Consider the following 16,144-nt stretch of genomic DNA (forward strand, 5'->3'; position numbering starts at 1 on the left):
GGCGGCGACGACGAGGGCGGCAAAGACGAGGGCGGTGGAGACGAGGAAGGTGGAGCCGTTCCTCCGACCTGGGCCGCGGCGATGAAGGTGGCGAAGAAGGCAGCCGGCGGGAAGCTGGATACGGACGAGGGCGGCGACACCGGTACCGGGCTCACCGCGGGCAAGGGCATCCCCACCTGGGGCTACATCGCGGGCGGAATCGCCCTGCTCGCGGTGATCGGGGTGCTCGCCACGCGCAAGGGCGGCAAGGGTGCCGCGCCCAGCTACGGCCCGCCGCCGGCTCCGTACTACCCGCCCCCGGGGAGGTAGCGCCCGTGGCTGTCTTCATCCCGTCGAGCGGCCTGGGCTTCGTCCCGTGGGGCGCGTCGGACCCGTGCGCCAAGCAAAAGGCAGCGTACAAGAAGGCGCGGGATTACACCTGGACGAAGACCATTCTCACGAAAGCACGCGCGGACGCGCACAAAGCGTGGTTGGCGCGTGGCAAAGAGTACAAGGCTTGCAAGGCGGGCAAGGGCATCGGCACGTTTGCGCCCGGCTACCCGCCCGAGAAGATGTGGCTGCTCCCGTTCAACAAGCGGAAGCTCAGCCCCGCTGGGCTACTGGGCGCAGCAGAGGGGCTCCTTGCTGTCATGCAGGGAGCGCGGCCGGTCAGCATGGGACTTCCCGAGTGGGAAAAGCGGGCCTCCATCCGGGGTGGAATCAAGGCACTCCAGGTGATCGGGGCCCAGCCCTGGGCCGGGCGCACTTCCGCGGACGGCATCACGTCCGGGTGGATCAACCTGTCAGCGAACGAGAAGCTGCTTCTCAAGACGGCCCTGGGGAAGAAAGGTACGCTGGACAAGGCGTACAAGCTGATCCAAAAAGAGGTCGCAAAGCACGGGAAGTCGCTCAGCAAGGCGGCGTGGGGCTTCCGCGGCATGTACATGCTCACGGATGTGAAGACCGCGGGCAAGATCGAAAGCACGGCCGGCTCGGTTGTAATGGCCATCCCCCTCGTCGGGTGGGCGATCAGTGCCGCGGTCGCGGTCAAGACCGGGATAACCTCGGTGGTCGCGACGAATACCCTGGTGATGATGACCAAGTTCGCCCAGGAAGGCATCGCGGCCTGCCGCGGCGATGCGAAGTGCATGCCGCGCGATCCCGCGCAACCGGGAGCCCCCAGGCAACCGGGCGGCTCGGCGCCGCGAGGTAACATGCCGGCTCCGCGCGGCGGCGGGGCTTCGGTTCCTTCCCCCGCGCCCGGGGGGCCGGCGTCTCTTCCGTGGATCCCCTGGGCGCTCGGCGGAGTGGCCGTCGTGGGGATCCTGGTCTACTTGTCACGACGAGGTGCAGCATGATGACGGCACTTGGGTGGGCGGTTTCCGCCGGGGTTCACCAGCAGCGCGACGCGCTCGACATGGCTTCGTGGGCGTTCTCGCTGGGCTCCCAGGAGGCGAAGGCCGCGGGCAAGTCCCAGCTCGCGATGGAGTACGGGCTGCGCGTGAAACGGGTCTACACGATGTACGCGAAGCTGACGATCCCGCAAATCTTCAAGGCCACGGCGGATTACCTGGCAGCGGGTGCACCTCAGATGGCGGCGCGGGTCCGCAAGATGGCCTACGACTACGCGGTGAAGTACGAGGGCTGGCAGCAGAAGGTCGCGACCGGGGCCAAGGCGATGACCTCCGCGCTCGTGCCTGTTCTCCCGGCTTCCATGGTGCCCTCTGCGGATCCCACGGCCTTGACCGGGGGAGAAGAGCCGTTCTACAAGCAAGGCTGGTTCCTCCCCGCCGCGGTCCTGGGCGGGGTGGTCGTCCTCGGTGCAATCCTCCTCCTCGGCAGCAAGAAGAAGTAGATGACCCCGTACGGCTGGGACCCCCTCGACTACCTCGCGCGGAGCAAGCACACTGGAGCGATCCAGCGGGCTGCCGCGGCGGAGATCGCCCAGGCGTACGGGGGGAGCTGGCTTTCCAGCTACAACGCCGAGACCATCTCCTCGATGATGTTCCAGTCGCCGACGACGGACGAGCAGGCGTACTTCAAGGTGGCCTACTGGCTCGCCCGCGCAGCCCGGGTACTACGCAGCCGTACCCTCGCCGCCAAGGCGCATGGCTACACGATCAAGGGCGCGCTCCCGGGGACAGGATTCTTCACGAGCGGCATGGCCGAGATCCTCCGGGACGGGGCGCTGGCTCTGCGCAGCAGTGCTGGGTCCCAGGTGTCCAGCGCCTCGGTGAAAGCAATCCTCGCCGCGCTCGGCGAGATTGCGACCCCGGGTGCGATCCAGTCCGCGCGCAAGATCGAGGCGGACAAGCACGTGATTGCGCGCACCACGGAGAAGACCGTCGCCGACGTGAAGAACCTGGTCCCGGACATCCCGCGCCCGGACCTGTGGTGGGCAGAGAACAAGGTCAAGGTCTACGTGGCCGGCGGCGCGCTCGCCCTGCTCCTCCTGGTCCTGGCGTTCCGCGGCGGGGGCAAGACCACCGTGGTCATGGCGCCCCCGGTGAAGGCCAACCCGCGGCGGAACGGGGTGTTCCAGGACGCAACGACGATCGTCCGCCGCCACGGGAAGCGCGTGTACGACGCGGCGACGGGGCAGGTGGCGATTGACTGGCTGGCCAAGCGCCCGGAGTTGCTCGCGGCGATCAGTGCTGCGGGGCCCCAAGGGCGCACGATTGCAACCGTGATCGGGCTGCGCAGCCTGGTGAAAAACCCGCGTCGGAGGAACCGTTGATGACGATGCTGGCCCGGGGGAACAAGGGCGGGACGGTGATCCCGCTGGAGCGGGGCAAGGCGGCGTTCTCCGACTGGCACTGGGGCCTGCCCGCGACGCGCATGTTCGAGTGGCCGGACCCGGACTACCCGGACCACCTGGTCGAGTGCGGACGCCTGGTCGAGCTGCGCGTGCGCATGCCCGGGCAACGGCGCAGCACGTCCATCGCGCTCGCCGAGAAGGAAGCGCAGCAGTCCCACCTGTGCTTCGACCTCGATCACCCGGCCCAGCGGCTCTACATTTGCTCCTCGCCCGCGGTACGCGCGGAGAGCAGGGCGCGCTTCTGGACGGGAAGTGACATGGCAACCTGGGATCTCGGGGACCTGGCCGCCGCGGTCGGGGGCCGACAGGCCACGGACGATTACCCCCCGGTGAAGGTGAGGCCGATCGGCATCCTGTCAAAAGTCCTCTACGCGACCTCCAAGAAGGGGGATGGCCCCTCGATCTACGTGCACACCATGGGCGAGGAGGGGGGGCTGCCCCCCGCGCTCGCCGTGGACAGCCGTGGGCGCTTTTGGATCGCGGGCGGTTCCTACACCTGCCCGTCGCCTGGCATCACACAGTAGTCGGCGTTCAACGCCACGGTAGCTACCGCTGTTCCGCCTCGTCACCGGCCGGGGGCCGCATCGCGCCGAGCCGCTCCGCGCTGACGTAGCCTTCGATCCAGTCCTTCAGGGCTACGCGCGCGAGGTCGGACGCGCTGATGTACTCGCGCCGGCGATCGGTTTCCGCGTGCGCGATGATGCGCAGCTTTTCCCAGGTGGACTTGTGCAACCAGAGCCGGAACAGGTGGTGCGTGTCCTTGCGGGGGAGGGTCACAGGAGACTCCGAGAACAGGGGACACGTACCACGGTAGCACTCTGCGTAGCAACCCGTTTCCCCTGCCTGGCTTGCCCCCAGGCTTCGCCGGTGGAAAGGTGGGCCTGTTCACATCGCTTCCCCTGATCGGAGGTCCACGTGGCCCGTCGTATGTACCGTCGTACCAAGCGCAACCCGATGCCCCTCACGGGCGCGATCTTCGTTCGCAACCCGCGGCGCCGGAAGGTGTCGAAGCGTCGCAACGGGCTCTCCCTGCGTACGAACCGCATGTCGTCGAAGATGCGCCAGGTGAAGAAGGCCTGGTACAAGTCGCACGGCGGTCGGAAGGTCTCCGCGGCGGCAGCCAAGACGCGCCGGTCGGCCTGGAAGACCTACGTGAAGGGCGGCGGCGCGGGACAGGCGGCGTTCGGCGCGAAGCGGTCGAAGCGCCACAGCGCGTTCGGCCGGGCGACGGCGATCAAGGCCAACCCGCGCAGGAAGGCGCGCAGCGCAGCGCAGCAGGCCGCGACGGCAAAGATGCTCGCGGCGAACCGCCGCAGGTCCGGGGCGCGCAAGCTCGGCAAGACCCGCAAGCACTACGGGACCTCGCTCGGCGTCGTGTCCCGCGCATCCCTCCGCACGAACCGCGGGCACAGGAAGAGCCGCTCGTACAGGCGCAACCCGGGCACGGCACTCGCTGTGATCCCCGGCGTGTCGCAGGTGACGGCGCTCCTCGACAAGTTCGCGATCACGAAGCCCCTCGCCACGGCACTCCCCGTCGCGCTCCTCGCGCTCGGCGGTGCCTACGTGAACGGCAAGTTCATCGCACCCCGGGTGGCGAAGTACATGCCGGCCATGCTCGCGCCCTTCTCGGGCTCGGTCACGGGCCTCACGGTCGGCCTGGTGGCGGGCCTCGCAGGGCGGTTCGTCCCCGCGAAGGTCGCCGGGATCCTCAACCTCGTGGCCTCGGCTTCCGTGCTCGCGGGCGTCCTCGCGGACCTCACGAACTTCGCGAAGAAGCAGGGCTTCCTCTCCGGTGACTTCGACGGCGATTTCGACGGCGACTTCGACGGCGACTTCGACGGTCTCTCGGTGGACGGGTTCGGGGACGGCGGAGCCTATGAGATCGCGGGCGTGGAACTCGGCGCGATCTCCGCGGCCTACGGCGACGCCGAGATGGCGGATGCCTACTACTCCGGCTCCGACCTCGACGCGATCGAGGGAGACGCGGCGCTCAGCGGCGTCCAGGCCTGGTTCGGCACGTTCGGCGCGCCCGCGAAGCGCGCGTCCGGGCCGAAGCGGTTGACCTCGAAGCACGCGGGCAAGCCCGGGCACAAGTGGGGCTGGATCATCAAGCTCGTCGGGTTCTCCAACTTCCAGAAGATCGTGGCCCTGCCGCCCAAGCAGCGGACGGCAACCATCAAGGCCCTCCGCGAGCAGGCGGTCGCCAGCCTGCCCCAGCTCATCAAGGGCCAGGACGGCGCGATCGTGGCGGCCGCGTCCCCGGCCAACGCGGCCGAGATGTCCGGCTACGGCGCGCTCATGTACGCCGGGAACGGCTTCTGATCCCCCAGGGGCGTGAATAACGCCCCGTCTCTTCCCCCCAGGCCCAGTCCAACTTCTTCACAGCGGAGTCTCCCATGTACGGCAACTATGGTGTCCCCGGCGTCCCCCTCCTCCCCCCGGATACGGGCCGCGAGTTCCCCCTGGAGCAGCCCAAGAACCTGTTCCGGTACGGAGAGCAGGCCATCTGGTCGAGCCAGTTGCACATCGGCGCGGCCGTCATCGCGAACACCACGTCGCGGCTCTTCACGACTCCGCTGGGCCAGGTCGGCCAGGGCTTCGTCGCGGCGCTCAGCATCGCAGAGACGAACCTGAAGGAAGGCGGGCGTGTCCCGAGCGGCGTCGCGTACGACGTGTTCGGCCTCGCGTGCAACATCATCCAGTCCGACGGCACCGCCGACGCGGCCGGCGATGACCTCGACGTGCCGGTCAACGCGGCGATCGACATGAACAACCTCGTGAACGTCGTCAACAACGGCGTCCTGAGCTGGGACTTCACGCAGACCCAGGTCGACATCGCGCCCATCGTGCTCATCGGCGCAGGCGGCGGCGCCTACGGGTGCATCGCGGCCCAGGACGATGCGAACAGCACGAACGGGAATGCCAACAACGGCAACGGTTCCATCTGGTTGTACCGCAAGCACCCGGTGGCCCTGCCCGGCAACTCGACCTTCGCGATCGTCCTCCGGTACGGGTCCCGCACCGAGGACATCACGACGAACTCGATCGTCATCAAGGTGACGCTGCTCGGGTACTACAAGAACGTCATCGAGATCGGGTAGCCGATCCAACCCGGGCGCCCCGCGAGGGGCGCCACCCCTTCCCCCCAGGCCCAGTCCTTCCACGCAATCTACGGAGTGCCCCATGTATTACGGCGTCCCCGGTGTCCCCCTCCTCCCGCCCGACGCGGGAATGACTGTTCCGCTGGAGCAGCCGAAGAACCTGTTCCGCTACGGTGAGCAGACGATCTGGTCCGCGCAGATGCACATCGGCGGCGCGGTCATCGCGAACGGCACCTTCCGCCTGTTCACCACGCCTCTCGGGCAGGTCGGCCAGGGCTTCACGCGGGCCATGTCCATCGCGGAGACCAACCTCAAGGAAGGCGGGCGCGTTCCCTCCGGCGTGGCCTACGACGTGTTCGGCCTCGCGGTCCAGCACATCCAGGCCGACGGCGTCGCGGATGCCGCGGGTGTCGACCTCGACGTGCCGATCAACACCGCGGCGGACATGGGCAACCTCGTCAACGTGCTGAACAACGGCGTGCTCTCGTGGGACTTCACGCAGACCCAGGTCGACATCGCCCCGATGCACCTCGTCGGCTCGGGCGGCGGCGTGTACGGCTCCCTGGCTGCGACGACCACCGCGGGCGGCGCGCTCACCACGTTCGGCCACCACAACAACGGCAACGGAGCCATGTGGCTCTATCGCAAGCACCCCGTCGCGCTCCCGGGCAACAGCACCTTCGCGATCGTCCTCCGGTACGGGTCCCGCGCGGAGGACGTGGTCACCAACTCGATCGTCGAGAAGGTCATCCTCCTGGGCTACTACAAGAACGTCATCGAGATCGGGTAGCGCCGGGCTACCGGCCAAGCGCCGGTTTTCACCAGCAGAGAGGGTCCCGCCGCCGGGGCCCTCTCGTCGTTTTCGTCACAGAGTTGCGTGGCGTTCTCCTATTTTGCCAGGGATGACCTGGGAAAACTGGGGGCGCAGCGGGCCCGGGCGCAAGCACGCCCGCTGGGACCCGTAGCACTCGATTTAGGGGTGCTGGCTTCCCAGCCGCCCCCGCACGCCCTACGGTGAAGGCGTACCGCGCGGAGTCCCCATGCACGACCCTCGTTACCCCGGCTACGGCGTCCCTTCCCAGGCATACCCCGGGAGCGGGGGGCCGGGAGCGTTCCCGTACGGGGCCGATCCGGGGAGCCCGCGCCCGGCCGTGGTGCAGATGCCGAGGGCACACGAGATGGGTGGACAAGGCCAGATCCCCTGGGTGAGGTATCCCTTCTACCCCACGGCGCCGTTCTACTCGACGGACCCCAACGTCGGGTACCAGACCCGGTTCTACAGCGGCGGGATCATCGGCACGGACGCGGACTACGTGGTGAACACAGAGGCGATCCGCACCGTCCAGTTCGACATCCCGTGCCGGCTCATCGGGTTCACCGGCGCGGTCATGGACACCGCGGGCGCAGGCTTCCCGGTCGGACACGATCGCCGCGACTTCGTGCTGTTCCGGCTGGAGTACACCAACGGCGACCGGCTGCACACCGCGGCCCGTCTCGGCTCGGAAGTGCTCGGGTCCATGGAGCGCCCGGGGGAAATCGGCGGCACGGGCTGGACGATCGACCAGGGGGCCTCCGTGGTCCTCGGCATCACCCCGCTCCGCACGAACCTCCGCTGCGACATCACCCTGATCTGCCTCGAAATGCGAGGGGCCCGGAACTTCTCCGGCCGCTGATCGACAGGAGGTTCGACCGTGTACTTTGACAGGCCGGTACCCCCGTTCGACCGGGACCTGCTGGAGAAGACCGATTCTCCGTGCTGGATCGGCGACCGGATGCCGCTCGGCTGGACACCCGGGGCGGGCGCAGAGGTGGCCTCGTTCCGCACCGCGGTGTGGGGGACGCCCCTGTTCGACTTGCGCCCGGATCTCCGGGCCAAGGACGGCCGTCTCTCGCGGGGGACCCCGGTGTGGCGCGCGGGCGGGCGCGGCAGCGGGGGCCACCTCTGGATCATGGTCGAGGGGCTCAACATCACGAACGGCGGCCTGAATACCGCGACGCAGGCGCTCCGCGTGCGGATGCAAGAGTTCGGGCACATTTACGACTCCCAGCTCGTGACGAGCATCACGCCCCAGGTCGACGTGACGAGCGATTTCGTCCAGGCGGGGCAGTACAACGCGGCGGTCGTGCCGGTGTACCCGCCCGGGGACGGGTACCCGATTCGGTACTGGCGGGTGCAGATCACCTTCGACAAGACCGAGGACATCGCGGACCCGGTGTTCACCCTGTCGGGAGCTTACTACTAATGCCCGTCACCTCGGTCCCCGCTACCGGGGCGATCACCATCGCCTCGGCGCGGAGCGTGATCCGCCTCACAGTGTCGCTCACCGCGGACGCGGCGTTCGCGACGCGCCCGGTCGCGGTTGGCAACCTGCCCCGGCTGTGGTTCTGGCTCCGCCACACCACGCCGGCCGCGGGCGTGGGCATCGCGGTCATCCCGCAGTTTTCCGTGTCCGACACCGTGGTCGCGGGCGTGGTGGTCCCGGAGTTCCTCAACTTGCCCATCGCGGGCCCGTTGCCGTTCAACGTGCCGGTCCTTCTCAACTACGTCGTCGCGGCCAAGCTCGTCCGGCTCGCCCTCACGCGCGTCGCAGGGAGCGCGGCGCAGACGGTCGAGGTTGCGTATGGCGGTACTCAGTAGTGGGTCTCTCGTGTTCCTCCCCGACAGCTACGGCGCGGCCGCTTCCGTTTCGGGCACGTCCTCGAATGGCTGGCCCGCAAGCCCCCTCGCGAGTGCGATCGACATCGTAACGGTGTTCGTCGCGCTGCGGTCGGGCGCGAAGAAGATCCAGGTCGCGCGCAAGGCGGCCGCGGCGCTCGAAGAGATCGTCCGCTGGTGGGACGCGAATATCGAGCCTGTCACCGAACTCGGCTCGTACAACTACCGGGAGATCCGCGGGTACGAGGGCAAGGGCATCATCAGCAACCACGGGTCCGGGACCGCGGTGGATATCAACGCGAGCCGGCATCCGCTCGGCGCGTCGGGAACGGTGTCCTTGTTCAAGCGGGCCGCGATCAGCGCGAAGGCGGCGAGTCTCGGGCTTCGCTGGGGCGGAGATTACGTGCACCGCAAGGACGAGATGCACTTCGAGGTTGCCTCGTCCCGCGTGCGCGCCGTCGCGTCCGCCGTGGTCGGGAGCGCCGCGACCACGGGTCTCCAGGTATGGCTGTGGGGGAGTGCTATCGCCGGGGCCATCCTTGTGACCCTGGTCCTTGTCAACCGGCGCAAGCGTGTGATTATGCTGGCAGCGCCCCCCACCAAGACCGGCACACCGCCCTCGGAGTAAGCTCATGTACGGAGACTCGATCGAAGCCCTGCGCAGCGCCTACCAGCGTCACGTGCGCCAAATGTGGGCCGCCCCGCTTTTCTCGCGTGAGCGTGCGAAACACAGGAAGGTGGCGCACGCGCTCCGGCGCAAGATCCGCGCGGAGCGGCGGGACACCCGCAAAGATCGGCGCGGGGACCGGCAGGACAAGCGAAGTGACCGCCGGGATGACCGGCAGGACAACTGGCAGGATCGGCAGGACAACCGGCAGGACAGCCGTGAAGCGTTGCAGCGTGGCACGCAGCGGGCGCAACAGCGGTGGCAAAACGTCTTCTCGCTCGGCGACACGGTGAACGCGTCCGTGACGAGCCTCACCGACGTGAAGCTGGACGTGGACACCTTCGACACCGAGTACGACGCGAACATGGGGCCCCCGTTCTACAAGCGACCCATGGTGCTCTTCGTGGGTGGGCTGCTCACTGGCCTGTTCTTCGGCCGGCGCTGAGCCGTGGGCGTCGCGGACCGGGCGGTCGGCCTCTCGGCAGGCCAGCTCGCGGCGGCGCGTGTGATCGAGCGCGAGTTCGTCGCCGCGAAGTACCCGCCTGGTGTGATCGCTGCGGCGATCGTCAACGCGTACGCAGAGAGTGGGCTCAACCCCGCGGCGTCGGGGGATAAAGCGCGTTCAATCGGTCTGTTTCAGCTACACGAGAAGGGCGCGGGGGCGGGGATGACCGCGGCACAGCGGGCAGATCCCGTCACGAATACCCGGCGTATCCTTGGCGTGGTACAGGGGAGCTACGGTCGCCGGCTCCGTGAACTCGCGTTGCTCTCCGGTGGACATCCTGCCGCGGTGGCGAAGCTGGCGGCCGTCTTCTCCACGGACATCGAGCGCCCCGCGAACACGGCGTTGGCCGAGATGCACCGCGCCGCTCTCGCCTGGCGCCTGTTCCCGCTGGGGGTGGAAGCTGTGCCGACCCGGGCGCCAGTGCCCGCGGGTAGCACTCGATCTGCCCCGTTCAGCTTGTGGTGGGTCACCGGCGGAGTAACCCTGGTGATAGCGTTGGCCGTGCTGATCGCCCGGGCTCGCGCCCGCCCCTCATCTCCCGGAGTGACCCCGTGACCTACCGCCGCAACAAGACGGTGTCCCGCGCGACGAGGCGCAAGCCGGCGACGCGTGCAGCCGCGCGCAAGCCGGCGAAGCGCGCGACCGCGCGCAAGGTGGCGTACGGCTCGCCGAGCCACCCGCACTTCGATGACTACCTCAAGGGGTACGAGGCGGCGAAGGACGCGGCCCAGGACGGGGCGCGCTCGGACGCGGTGGCCAAGCGCCTGGCGAAGGTCCCGTCTACGCCCCGCACGGAGCGTGCACGCGCCTACGTGGCCGGGTTCAAGGATGCCTGGGCGGTCTTGTCCCGGGGGATGTACCAGCAGGCCCGTGGCGAGGGCTACTCTGTCCGGCTCAACCGCGGGAAGAAGAAGAAGGCCCCGGTGCGCCGGAACAAGGGATCGAGCCGCGCCACCCGGGCTCATGTCGTGACCTACGGGCGAAGCGCCACCGCGGCGCGGCTGCGCAAAAAGGCGTGGGCCTGGATCGTCCCCGGGGGCGGCGCGGCCTCTTGGCACACCTCCGAGGCGGCGGCCAAGGCCGCGGCCAAGCGGTACGTGGGCGGCGCGGTGCGGTTCCGCAGGGTCGACAACATCCAGGCGCACGTGAAGCGCAACCCGCGGAAGCGGAAGGCCGCGACCGCGACGAGGGCCCGTCGTGGCACGACTCGCCGTCGGTAGCGTCGTCTCCGAGGCAGGACGGATCGGTACCGTCGTAGCCCTGCGCCCGCAGGGCATGGTGGACGTGCGTTTCGGCCAGGAGCCGGTGCAGCGCCGGCCGGCGCAGGGGCTCCAAGCGGCGCGGTCCAACCCGGGCACCGTGCTCCCGTACCGGCAAAACCACCACCTCGCGGTCGGCCAGCGGGTCGCTCGCAAGGAATGGGCGGCCATGACCGGCACCGTCCAGGCTACGCACGTGCCGGACCAGTACACGGTCACCTGGGACCAGGGCGGGCAGAACGTGGTGAGCGGGTCGCTGCTCGTCAAGGTGCAGGCCAACCCCCCCAGGGCCAACCCGGCGAAGGGCGACATCATGGACCCGCACCGGGAACAGCTCCGGCGGGTGATGATGGGTGTCCGGGAGAGCCTGGTGCAGCGGGGCGCCCCGGACAACGCGACCACGACCTCGAAGGCGTGGGCAATCGCGACGAGGCAGTTGCAGAAGCACGGCTACCTCGTGCCCGGGACGCAGCAGGCGACCCTCAAGGGCATCCAACGGTCCCGCGCGAAGCTCCAGGCGCCCCACGCCGAGGTGCGCCGCCAGGCGTACGAGGCGACGCTCGCGAACGAGCGCGTGGCGAAGGGGCACCGGGTCGTGAAGCACGGGGACCACGCGTTCACCGTGGAGCCAGGTGGGAAGATGTTTTTCACGGAGAAGAACGCCATGGCCTACGCGGCGAAGCTCGGAACGGTCACGAAGCGCGTCGCGAAGAAGGCCCGGTCGACCAGCCGCGCTGCGACCGCGAAGCCGCGCAAGAGTGCGAAGAAGAAGGCCACGCGCAAGGTGGCGAACCCGCGCCCGTTCGTCGGGACGCAGATGTATTTCGACGCGCCTCGCAAGCGGTACTTGCTCTTGCTCGACGTGAAGAAGATGAAGAAGGGCAAGTCCCTTCCCGGGTGGCAGCCGGAGCGGGGGCTGTCCAGCCCGGCCATGGGGATGTTGACGTACTCGACCCCGGATGCGTCCCTCGCGCACGAGACGGCGCAGAAGCTCGGCATCTACTCGATCAAGGGAGCCCCGTCGCGCAGCTACGCGGGAGTCGAGAGCGGGGAAGACCGTCTCCGCACGGACAGCGCGAACCAGCGTGCCGCGGCAGCCAAGCAGGAAGACCGCTGGACGAAGGTGAAGGCGAACCGGGGCCGCCCCCGCGCGAACCCCCGGGCCCGCCGGGTGACCTACCGGGGCATGCTGATCCGCTCCTGCGGGGGCGCCTGGGTCGTGGAAGCCTTCGGCGAGCCCTTCCGCGAGCTGGACCAGGCCAAGAAGTTCATCGACACCACCGTCGGCAAGTCGCGCGGAGGCAGCTCTGCGCTCTCCCTGCTCCAGAACCCCAAGGCGAAGCGGAAGCGCCACTCGACCAAGGTGCGCGACCCGGAACGCTATACCAAGGGCAAAGGTGTCCGCGGCATGCTCAAGACGTGGGACAAGATCGGCAAGGTGCGGAGCCAGGTCCGCGCGGGCAAGCGCCGCGCGAAGTAGGCAGCGGCGTTCCCCACCACGACGAGGTAGGATCGTAAAATGACCCTCGCGACGCTGCGCACGCTCGTCGCCTCCGCGGGCGGGGAGCTGGCGGAGAAGGCGGTGGTCGTGCGCGCGCTCGCGACGCTGGGACACAAGACCGGGCCCTCCGTGGTCCAGGTGAAGACGACGGCGGGGCTCACCCGGGTCTACGTGTTCGCGTTCACCCCGCTCGGGACGCTGGCCCTGGTGACCGGCCGCGACGTGGAGCCCGCGCTCTACACGATGCGGCCCTGGCAAAAGGGTGAGCCGGTCAACGAGCTGGTCGTGACGACGCGGGACGGCAGCTTCACGGTCGCGGGGACGCGTGCGCAAGAGGCCACGCCCACGCGGGAAAACCCCCCGCTCAAGGTCGGTTCCACCGTGAAGACGGAGAAGCAGTTTACGACGCTGCCCACCGGGACGATCCTGCGCGGGATCCACCAGCCGAGCAAGGTTGCGCTGCGTACGGGTGAAACCTGGGCGATGTACGATCTCGTGGGCGAGGATCTCGCGGGCGCCGGGTCGATGACCCCGTACGACCTGGTGAAGACGGGCGCCGCGGCCACGATCGTTGCCCTGGGCAAGGGCGTGATCTACGGTGCCTGGACGGACTTCATCCGCGAGAAGCTCAACCTGGCGAAGCCCGCGGAGGCGGTACCGGCGGCAACGCCAGCACCGGCTGCACCGGCCTCGGTGCTGTTCTCCGCTGGGAGCACGATCGACGGCGCGGTGGCGAACGACATGGCGGCACACGGGCCGCGCCGGGCGCTCGTCTACGTGGAGACGGGGAGGCACGCGGGAAAGTACGCCTACCTGGACGGGAACATGCAGGCCTGGTATACATGGGCGCCCGGGGCGGACACGGAGGACCCGGTTCACGCCAAGCTGGTCTTCGCCAAGGACACCGCGCTCCGCGTGCTGATCCCGCCGGGGAATGTCTTTCCCGGTGCCACCGCGATCAACGCCAACATCGACGCGCATGCGAAGACGCTGCCGGGGAAGGTGGCAGCGACGCTCAAGGCAGGCGCCGAGGTGCAGTTCCTCGCCGAGATCGAGGCGCTCCCCGTGGGCACGCTGATTCGCTGGCCCGCGTGGAACGCGGCCAAGCATGCCGTGTACGCCAAGATGAGCCCCGCAGCGTGGACGTACGGAGAGGTCGACCAGGGTACCTGGAAGTTCACCGGGAGCACGACACTCAGTGGTGCGTTCACCATGTTCCCCTGGATCGTTGTCCTGGGCGGCACGGGAAAGGTACGCACGGCCGAGGAGATCCACGAGTTCCTCGTGGGGGGCGAGGCCCCGGCCAAGGTCGCGCCCGCGCTCGTGATCCCGCCCGTCGGTACGACGATCACGGTGCGCAAGGAAATCGACGCCTTGCCGATCGGCTCGGTGCTCGCGTATCCCACGCCTGTGCCGAAGTTTGCGTACGTCAAGTTCGACGCGACATCGTGGTCCGCGTGGGAGCAGGTCGGCAGTGCGTGGATGGTAGCGGACGACATCGAGCTCGGGGCGTTCAGCCTCGACGGGAACAACCAGGTCCAGTACATCGGCGACGGGACGTACCCGGCGGACGCGCTCCTCCGCGTGAAGCAACTGGCCAAGTCCTGGCCGGGAGCGATGCCGACCTCCGTGCCTGCACCTGCCGCGCCGGCTGTGGCCCACCCCGCCGTGGGGAGCAAGGTCACCTTCGCGCAAGTGAAAGCCCTGCCGGCCGGGTCGGTCCTCCGCGCCGGTACTTGGTCGGTGGATGTCGACGACGGGGACATGAAGCTCGTGGATGGAACCTGGGCCCAGGGAAGCTCGTACGGGCAAGACCCGGCCACGGGTGCGAAGGGCTACGGGTTCGTCCCCTACCATGTCGACAGCACGGGCTCGCACAGCACCGAGCAGATGGCGGGTTGGATCCTTGTCTACGTTGGCACCGGGGCGAACCTCTCCGCGGAGGTGATGGGCAAGATTGTCCACGGCTACATGGACAAGAGCGCAGCCCTGGCGGGCGACCCCGGGGCGCCCCCCGCGACGAAGCTGCCCTTCGACCTCGGGGTCGATGCAACCTGGGAGCAAGTCGGCGGGGTGCACGCGCTCTACGCGCGATGCTCCGGCGTCGCGCACGGCCCCGCGCTCGGGTCGAACAAGGGCGGGAAGATCATCGACCCGGTGACGGGCCAGGCGTTCTACCGAAAGTGGGCGCCGTCTCTGGATCACGGGCGGAACGAGGTGCTCGCCGCGCGGCTCTACCGTGCGACCGGGTTGTACGCGCCGGACCTGCGCGGAGTAGCCGTGGACGGGACGCTGGTGCTGTACTCCCCGTGGAAAGTGGGCCTGGAGCAGCCGGCGAAGCTCATCTCGGAGACGCCGTCTTGGACCCAGGCCGAGAGGCACGTGCTCGCCACGCAGTTTCCCGTGGATGCCTGGCTGGCCAACTACGACGTGGCGGGGGAAGGCACGGCGACCCCGTGGGACAACCTGCTCCGCAACACGGAGGTACTGGGTAGCTACGACGTGTACCGTCTGTTCCGCGTGGACGTGGGCGCGTCCCTCGCGTTCCGTGGCACGGGAGCCACGAAGTCCAAGCATAACCAGGACTACCCCTCGTTTGGGGACGACGCCTCGATTGCGCTCGCGCAGTGGTTCGCGAAGAACACGACGGTGAGCAAGACGTTCGACCACTTCCTCGCAGAGCCGGCGCTCGGCAAGGAAATGATCGAGCGGATCGACACCGTGCCGGCGAAGACCATCGAGTCCGCGGCGACCTGGGCCGGCTTCGACAAGGGCACCGCGTTCCAGTACGCAGAGACGCTGATCACCCGGTCCTGGTCACTCGTGCAGTGGGCGAAGGCCCTCGACGCGAAGCCGGCGGCGAAGGCCCCGCCGGGCGATACGATCGAGTGGCCCGCCGAGGCACACCGGCTTGGCCACTACCCGGTGCTGCTCGCGGCAAGCGGCGAGGCGTACATCGGCCTGCATGACCCGGCCCGCCTGGACGGGTGGACGCCGCTCACGCCGGGCATGGCGGGTGCCGACGACGTGGATCTCTCCCCGGGGATCTACACCGTGATTCACCCGGGGGGCTTGGACGACTACGACGCGGCTTCGCCCGGCAAGGTTCCCACGCATCACCTGTGGGACAAGCTCGTCGCACCGTTCCTCGCGAAGCACGCCCAGGCGGTGAAGGTGGCGAAGGGAGCAGCGAAGCTCGCGACCGGCACCGCGAAGCCGGGGGACACGATCACGTGGCCCGCCGAGGCGCACTATCTCCTCTCCGACCCGCTCCTCCTGGCCGCGGACGGGAAGACCGTGTTCATCGGGACGGATGACCCAGCCGAGAATGGCAGTTGGAACCAGGTCTCCCCGGGGAAGCTGGGCGGGCCTACCTCGATCCCAGCGGGCACGTACACGGTCCTCCACGCAGGCGGAACTGGGGAGAACGACCCGGGGAACACCGTGGGCAGCCAGGTGTGGGACAAGCTCGTCGTGCCGGCCCTTGGGAAGCCCGCGACGCTCACGCAGTCGGCCGGGTGCGTGGTGATCAACCACCTCGGAGAAGTGCTCCTCCGCGAGCCGACCGGGCACTACGGCGGCTACGGGTGGACCTGGCCCAAGGGTGGCATTGACGTGGGCGAGTCCTTGTGGGACGCGGCGATCCGGGAGACGCGCG

At 68.8% G+C, this 16,144-nt stretch carries 18 protein-coding genes; 17 read left to right on the forward strand and 1 reads right to left on the reverse strand.

Annotated features, from left to right (window positions below):
- The 5 genes from Q8Q85_00005 to Q8Q85_00025 form a co-directional block, all read left to right on the forward strand.
- Positions 1 to 309 (forward strand): hypothetical protein (locus tag Q8Q85_00005; GenBank protein ID MDP3772631.1); only part of this gene is annotated, 309 nt, incomplete at its 5' end.
- Between the two features lie 5 nt (positions 310 to 314).
- On the forward strand, positions 315 to 1,337 hold the full coding sequence (locus Q8Q85_00010; GenBank protein ID MDP3772632.1) for a hypothetical protein: 1,023 nt from the start codon (positions 315 to 317) through the stop codon (positions 1,335 to 1,337).
- Positions 1,334 to 1,834: a hypothetical protein gene (locus Q8Q85_00015; GenBank protein MDP3772633.1), complete on the forward strand. Its 501-nt coding sequence runs from the start codon at positions 1,334 to 1,336 to the stop codon at positions 1,832 to 1,834. Before Q8Q85_00010 ends, Q8Q85_00015 begins: the two co-directional genes overlap by 4 nt.
- Positions 1,835 to 2,716 carry a hypothetical protein gene (locus Q8Q85_00020; protein MDP3772634.1) on the forward strand — a complete coding sequence of 294 codons (882 nt, stop codon included), beginning with the start codon at positions 1,835 to 1,837 and terminating at the stop codon, positions 2,714 to 2,716.
- The gene (locus tag Q8Q85_00025; GenBank protein ID MDP3772635.1) at positions 2,716 to 3,321 is read left to right on the forward strand and encodes a hypothetical protein; all 606 of its coding nucleotides are present in this window, start codon (positions 2,716 to 2,718) and stop codon (positions 3,319 to 3,321) included. The genes Q8Q85_00020 and Q8Q85_00025 overlap by 1 nt, the downstream gene beginning before the upstream one ends.
- 22 nt (positions 3,322 to 3,343) lie before the next feature.
- Here the strand turns inward: Q8Q85_00025 and Q8Q85_00030 are convergent, their stop codons facing one another.
- The gene (locus Q8Q85_00030; protein MDP3772636.1) at positions 3,344 to 3,574 is read right to left on the reverse strand and encodes a hypothetical protein; all 231 of its coding nucleotides are present in this window, start codon (positions 3,572 to 3,574) and stop codon (positions 3,344 to 3,346) included.
- A gap of 138 nt (positions 3,575 to 3,712) precedes the next feature.
- Between Q8Q85_00030 and Q8Q85_00035 the strand changes: the two genes are divergently transcribed.
- The 12 genes from Q8Q85_00035 to Q8Q85_00090 form a co-directional block, all read left to right on the forward strand.
- A complete protein-coding gene (locus tag Q8Q85_00035) occupies positions 3,713 to 5,119 on the forward strand; it encodes a hypothetical protein (GenBank protein MDP3772637.1) in 1,407 nt (468 codons plus the stop codon).
- A 74-nt stretch (positions 5,120 to 5,193) separates the two neighbouring features.
- A complete protein-coding gene (locus Q8Q85_00040; protein MDP3772638.1) occupies positions 5,194 to 5,898 on the forward strand; it encodes a hypothetical protein in 705 nt (234 codons plus the stop codon).
- 82 nt (positions 5,899 to 5,980) lie between these two features.
- Positions 5,981 to 6,688, forward strand: coding sequence for a hypothetical protein (locus Q8Q85_00045; GenBank protein ID MDP3772639.1), 708 nt, complete (start codon positions 5,981 to 5,983; stop codon positions 6,686 to 6,688).
- 250 nt (positions 6,689 to 6,938) lie between these two features.
- Positions 6,939 to 7,571 (forward strand): hypothetical protein, encoded by a 633-nt coding sequence (locus Q8Q85_00050; protein ID MDP3772640.1) that lies wholly within the window; start codon positions 6,939 to 6,941, stop codon positions 7,569 to 7,571.
- Between the two features lie 18 nt (positions 7,572 to 7,589).
- Positions 7,590 to 8,141 (forward strand): hypothetical protein, encoded by a 552-nt coding sequence (locus Q8Q85_00055; GenBank protein ID MDP3772641.1) that lies wholly within the window; start codon positions 7,590 to 7,592, stop codon positions 8,139 to 8,141.
- Complete coding sequence (locus tag Q8Q85_00060; GenBank protein MDP3772642.1) at positions 8,141 to 8,536, forward strand: hypothetical protein; 396 nt, start codon at positions 8,141 to 8,143, stop codon at positions 8,534 to 8,536. Before Q8Q85_00055 ends, Q8Q85_00060 begins: the two co-directional genes overlap by 1 nt.
- A gap of 10 nt (positions 8,537 to 8,546) precedes the next feature.
- Positions 8,547 to 9,182 carry a M15 family metallopeptidase gene (locus tag Q8Q85_00065; protein ID MDP3772643.1) on the forward strand — a complete coding sequence of 212 codons (636 nt, stop codon included), beginning with the start codon at positions 8,547 to 8,549 and terminating at the stop codon, positions 9,180 to 9,182.
- A gap of 4 nt (positions 9,183 to 9,186) precedes the next feature.
- Positions 9,187 to 9,666 carry a hypothetical protein gene (locus Q8Q85_00070; GenBank protein ID MDP3772644.1) on the forward strand — a complete coding sequence of 160 codons (480 nt, stop codon included), beginning with the start codon at positions 9,187 to 9,189 and terminating at the stop codon, positions 9,664 to 9,666.
- Between the two features lie 3 nt (positions 9,667 to 9,669).
- Positions 9,670 to 10,281 carry a hypothetical protein gene (locus tag Q8Q85_00075; GenBank protein ID MDP3772645.1) on the forward strand — a complete coding sequence of 204 codons (612 nt, stop codon included), beginning with the start codon at positions 9,670 to 9,672 and terminating at the stop codon, positions 10,279 to 10,281.
- Positions 10,278 to 10,946 (forward strand): hypothetical protein, encoded by a 669-nt coding sequence (locus tag Q8Q85_00080; GenBank protein ID MDP3772646.1) that lies wholly within the window; start codon positions 10,278 to 10,280, stop codon positions 10,944 to 10,946. Before Q8Q85_00075 ends, Q8Q85_00080 begins: the two co-directional genes overlap by 4 nt.
- Positions 10,924 to 12,465, forward strand: coding sequence for a hypothetical protein (locus Q8Q85_00085; protein MDP3772647.1), 1,542 nt, complete (start codon positions 10,924 to 10,926; stop codon positions 12,463 to 12,465). Before Q8Q85_00080 ends, Q8Q85_00085 begins: the two co-directional genes overlap by 23 nt.
- Before the next feature lie 39 nt (positions 12,466 to 12,504).
- On the forward strand, positions 12,505 to 16,144 hold a 3,640-nt coding region (locus tag Q8Q85_00090; protein ID MDP3772648.1), incomplete at its 3' end, for an NUDIX hydrolase.

Source organism: Gemmatimonadales bacterium, assembly GCA_030697825.1.
Lineage (GTDB): Bacteria > Gemmatimonadota > Gemmatimonadetes > Gemmatimonadales > JACORV01 > JACORV01.

What these genes read in the sequence shown, in the direction of transcription:
- Q8Q85_00015 (MDP3772633.1), top strand. Translation starts at nt 1,334, where the DNA reads ATGATGACGGCACTTGGGTGGGCGGTTTCCGCCGGGGTTCACCAGCAG.
- Q8Q85_00020 (MDP3772634.1), top strand. Translation starts at nt 1,835, where the DNA reads ATGACCCCGTACGGCTGGGACCCCCTCGACTACCTCGCGCGGAGCAAG.
- Q8Q85_00025 (MDP3772635.1), top strand. Translation starts at nt 2,716, where the DNA reads ATGACGATGCTGGCCCGGGGGAACAAGGGCGGGACGGTGATCCCGCTG.
- Q8Q85_00040 (MDP3772638.1), top strand. Translation starts at nt 5,194, where the DNA reads ATGTACGGCAACTATGGTGTCCCCGGCGTCCCCCTCCTCCCCCCGGAT.
- Q8Q85_00045 (MDP3772639.1), top strand. Translation starts at nt 5,981, where the DNA reads ATGTATTACGGCGTCCCCGGTGTCCCCCTCCTCCCGCCCGACGCGGGA.
- Q8Q85_00050 (MDP3772640.1), top strand. Translation starts at nt 6,939, where the DNA reads ATGCACGACCCTCGTTACCCCGGCTACGGCGTCCCTTCCCAGGCATAC.
- Q8Q85_00060 (MDP3772642.1), top strand. Translation starts at nt 8,141, where the DNA reads ATGCCCGTCACCTCGGTCCCCGCTACCGGGGCGATCACCATCGCCTCG.
- Q8Q85_00070 (MDP3772644.1), top strand. Translation starts at nt 9,187, where the DNA reads ATGTACGGAGACTCGATCGAAGCCCTGCGCAGCGCCTACCAGCGTCAC.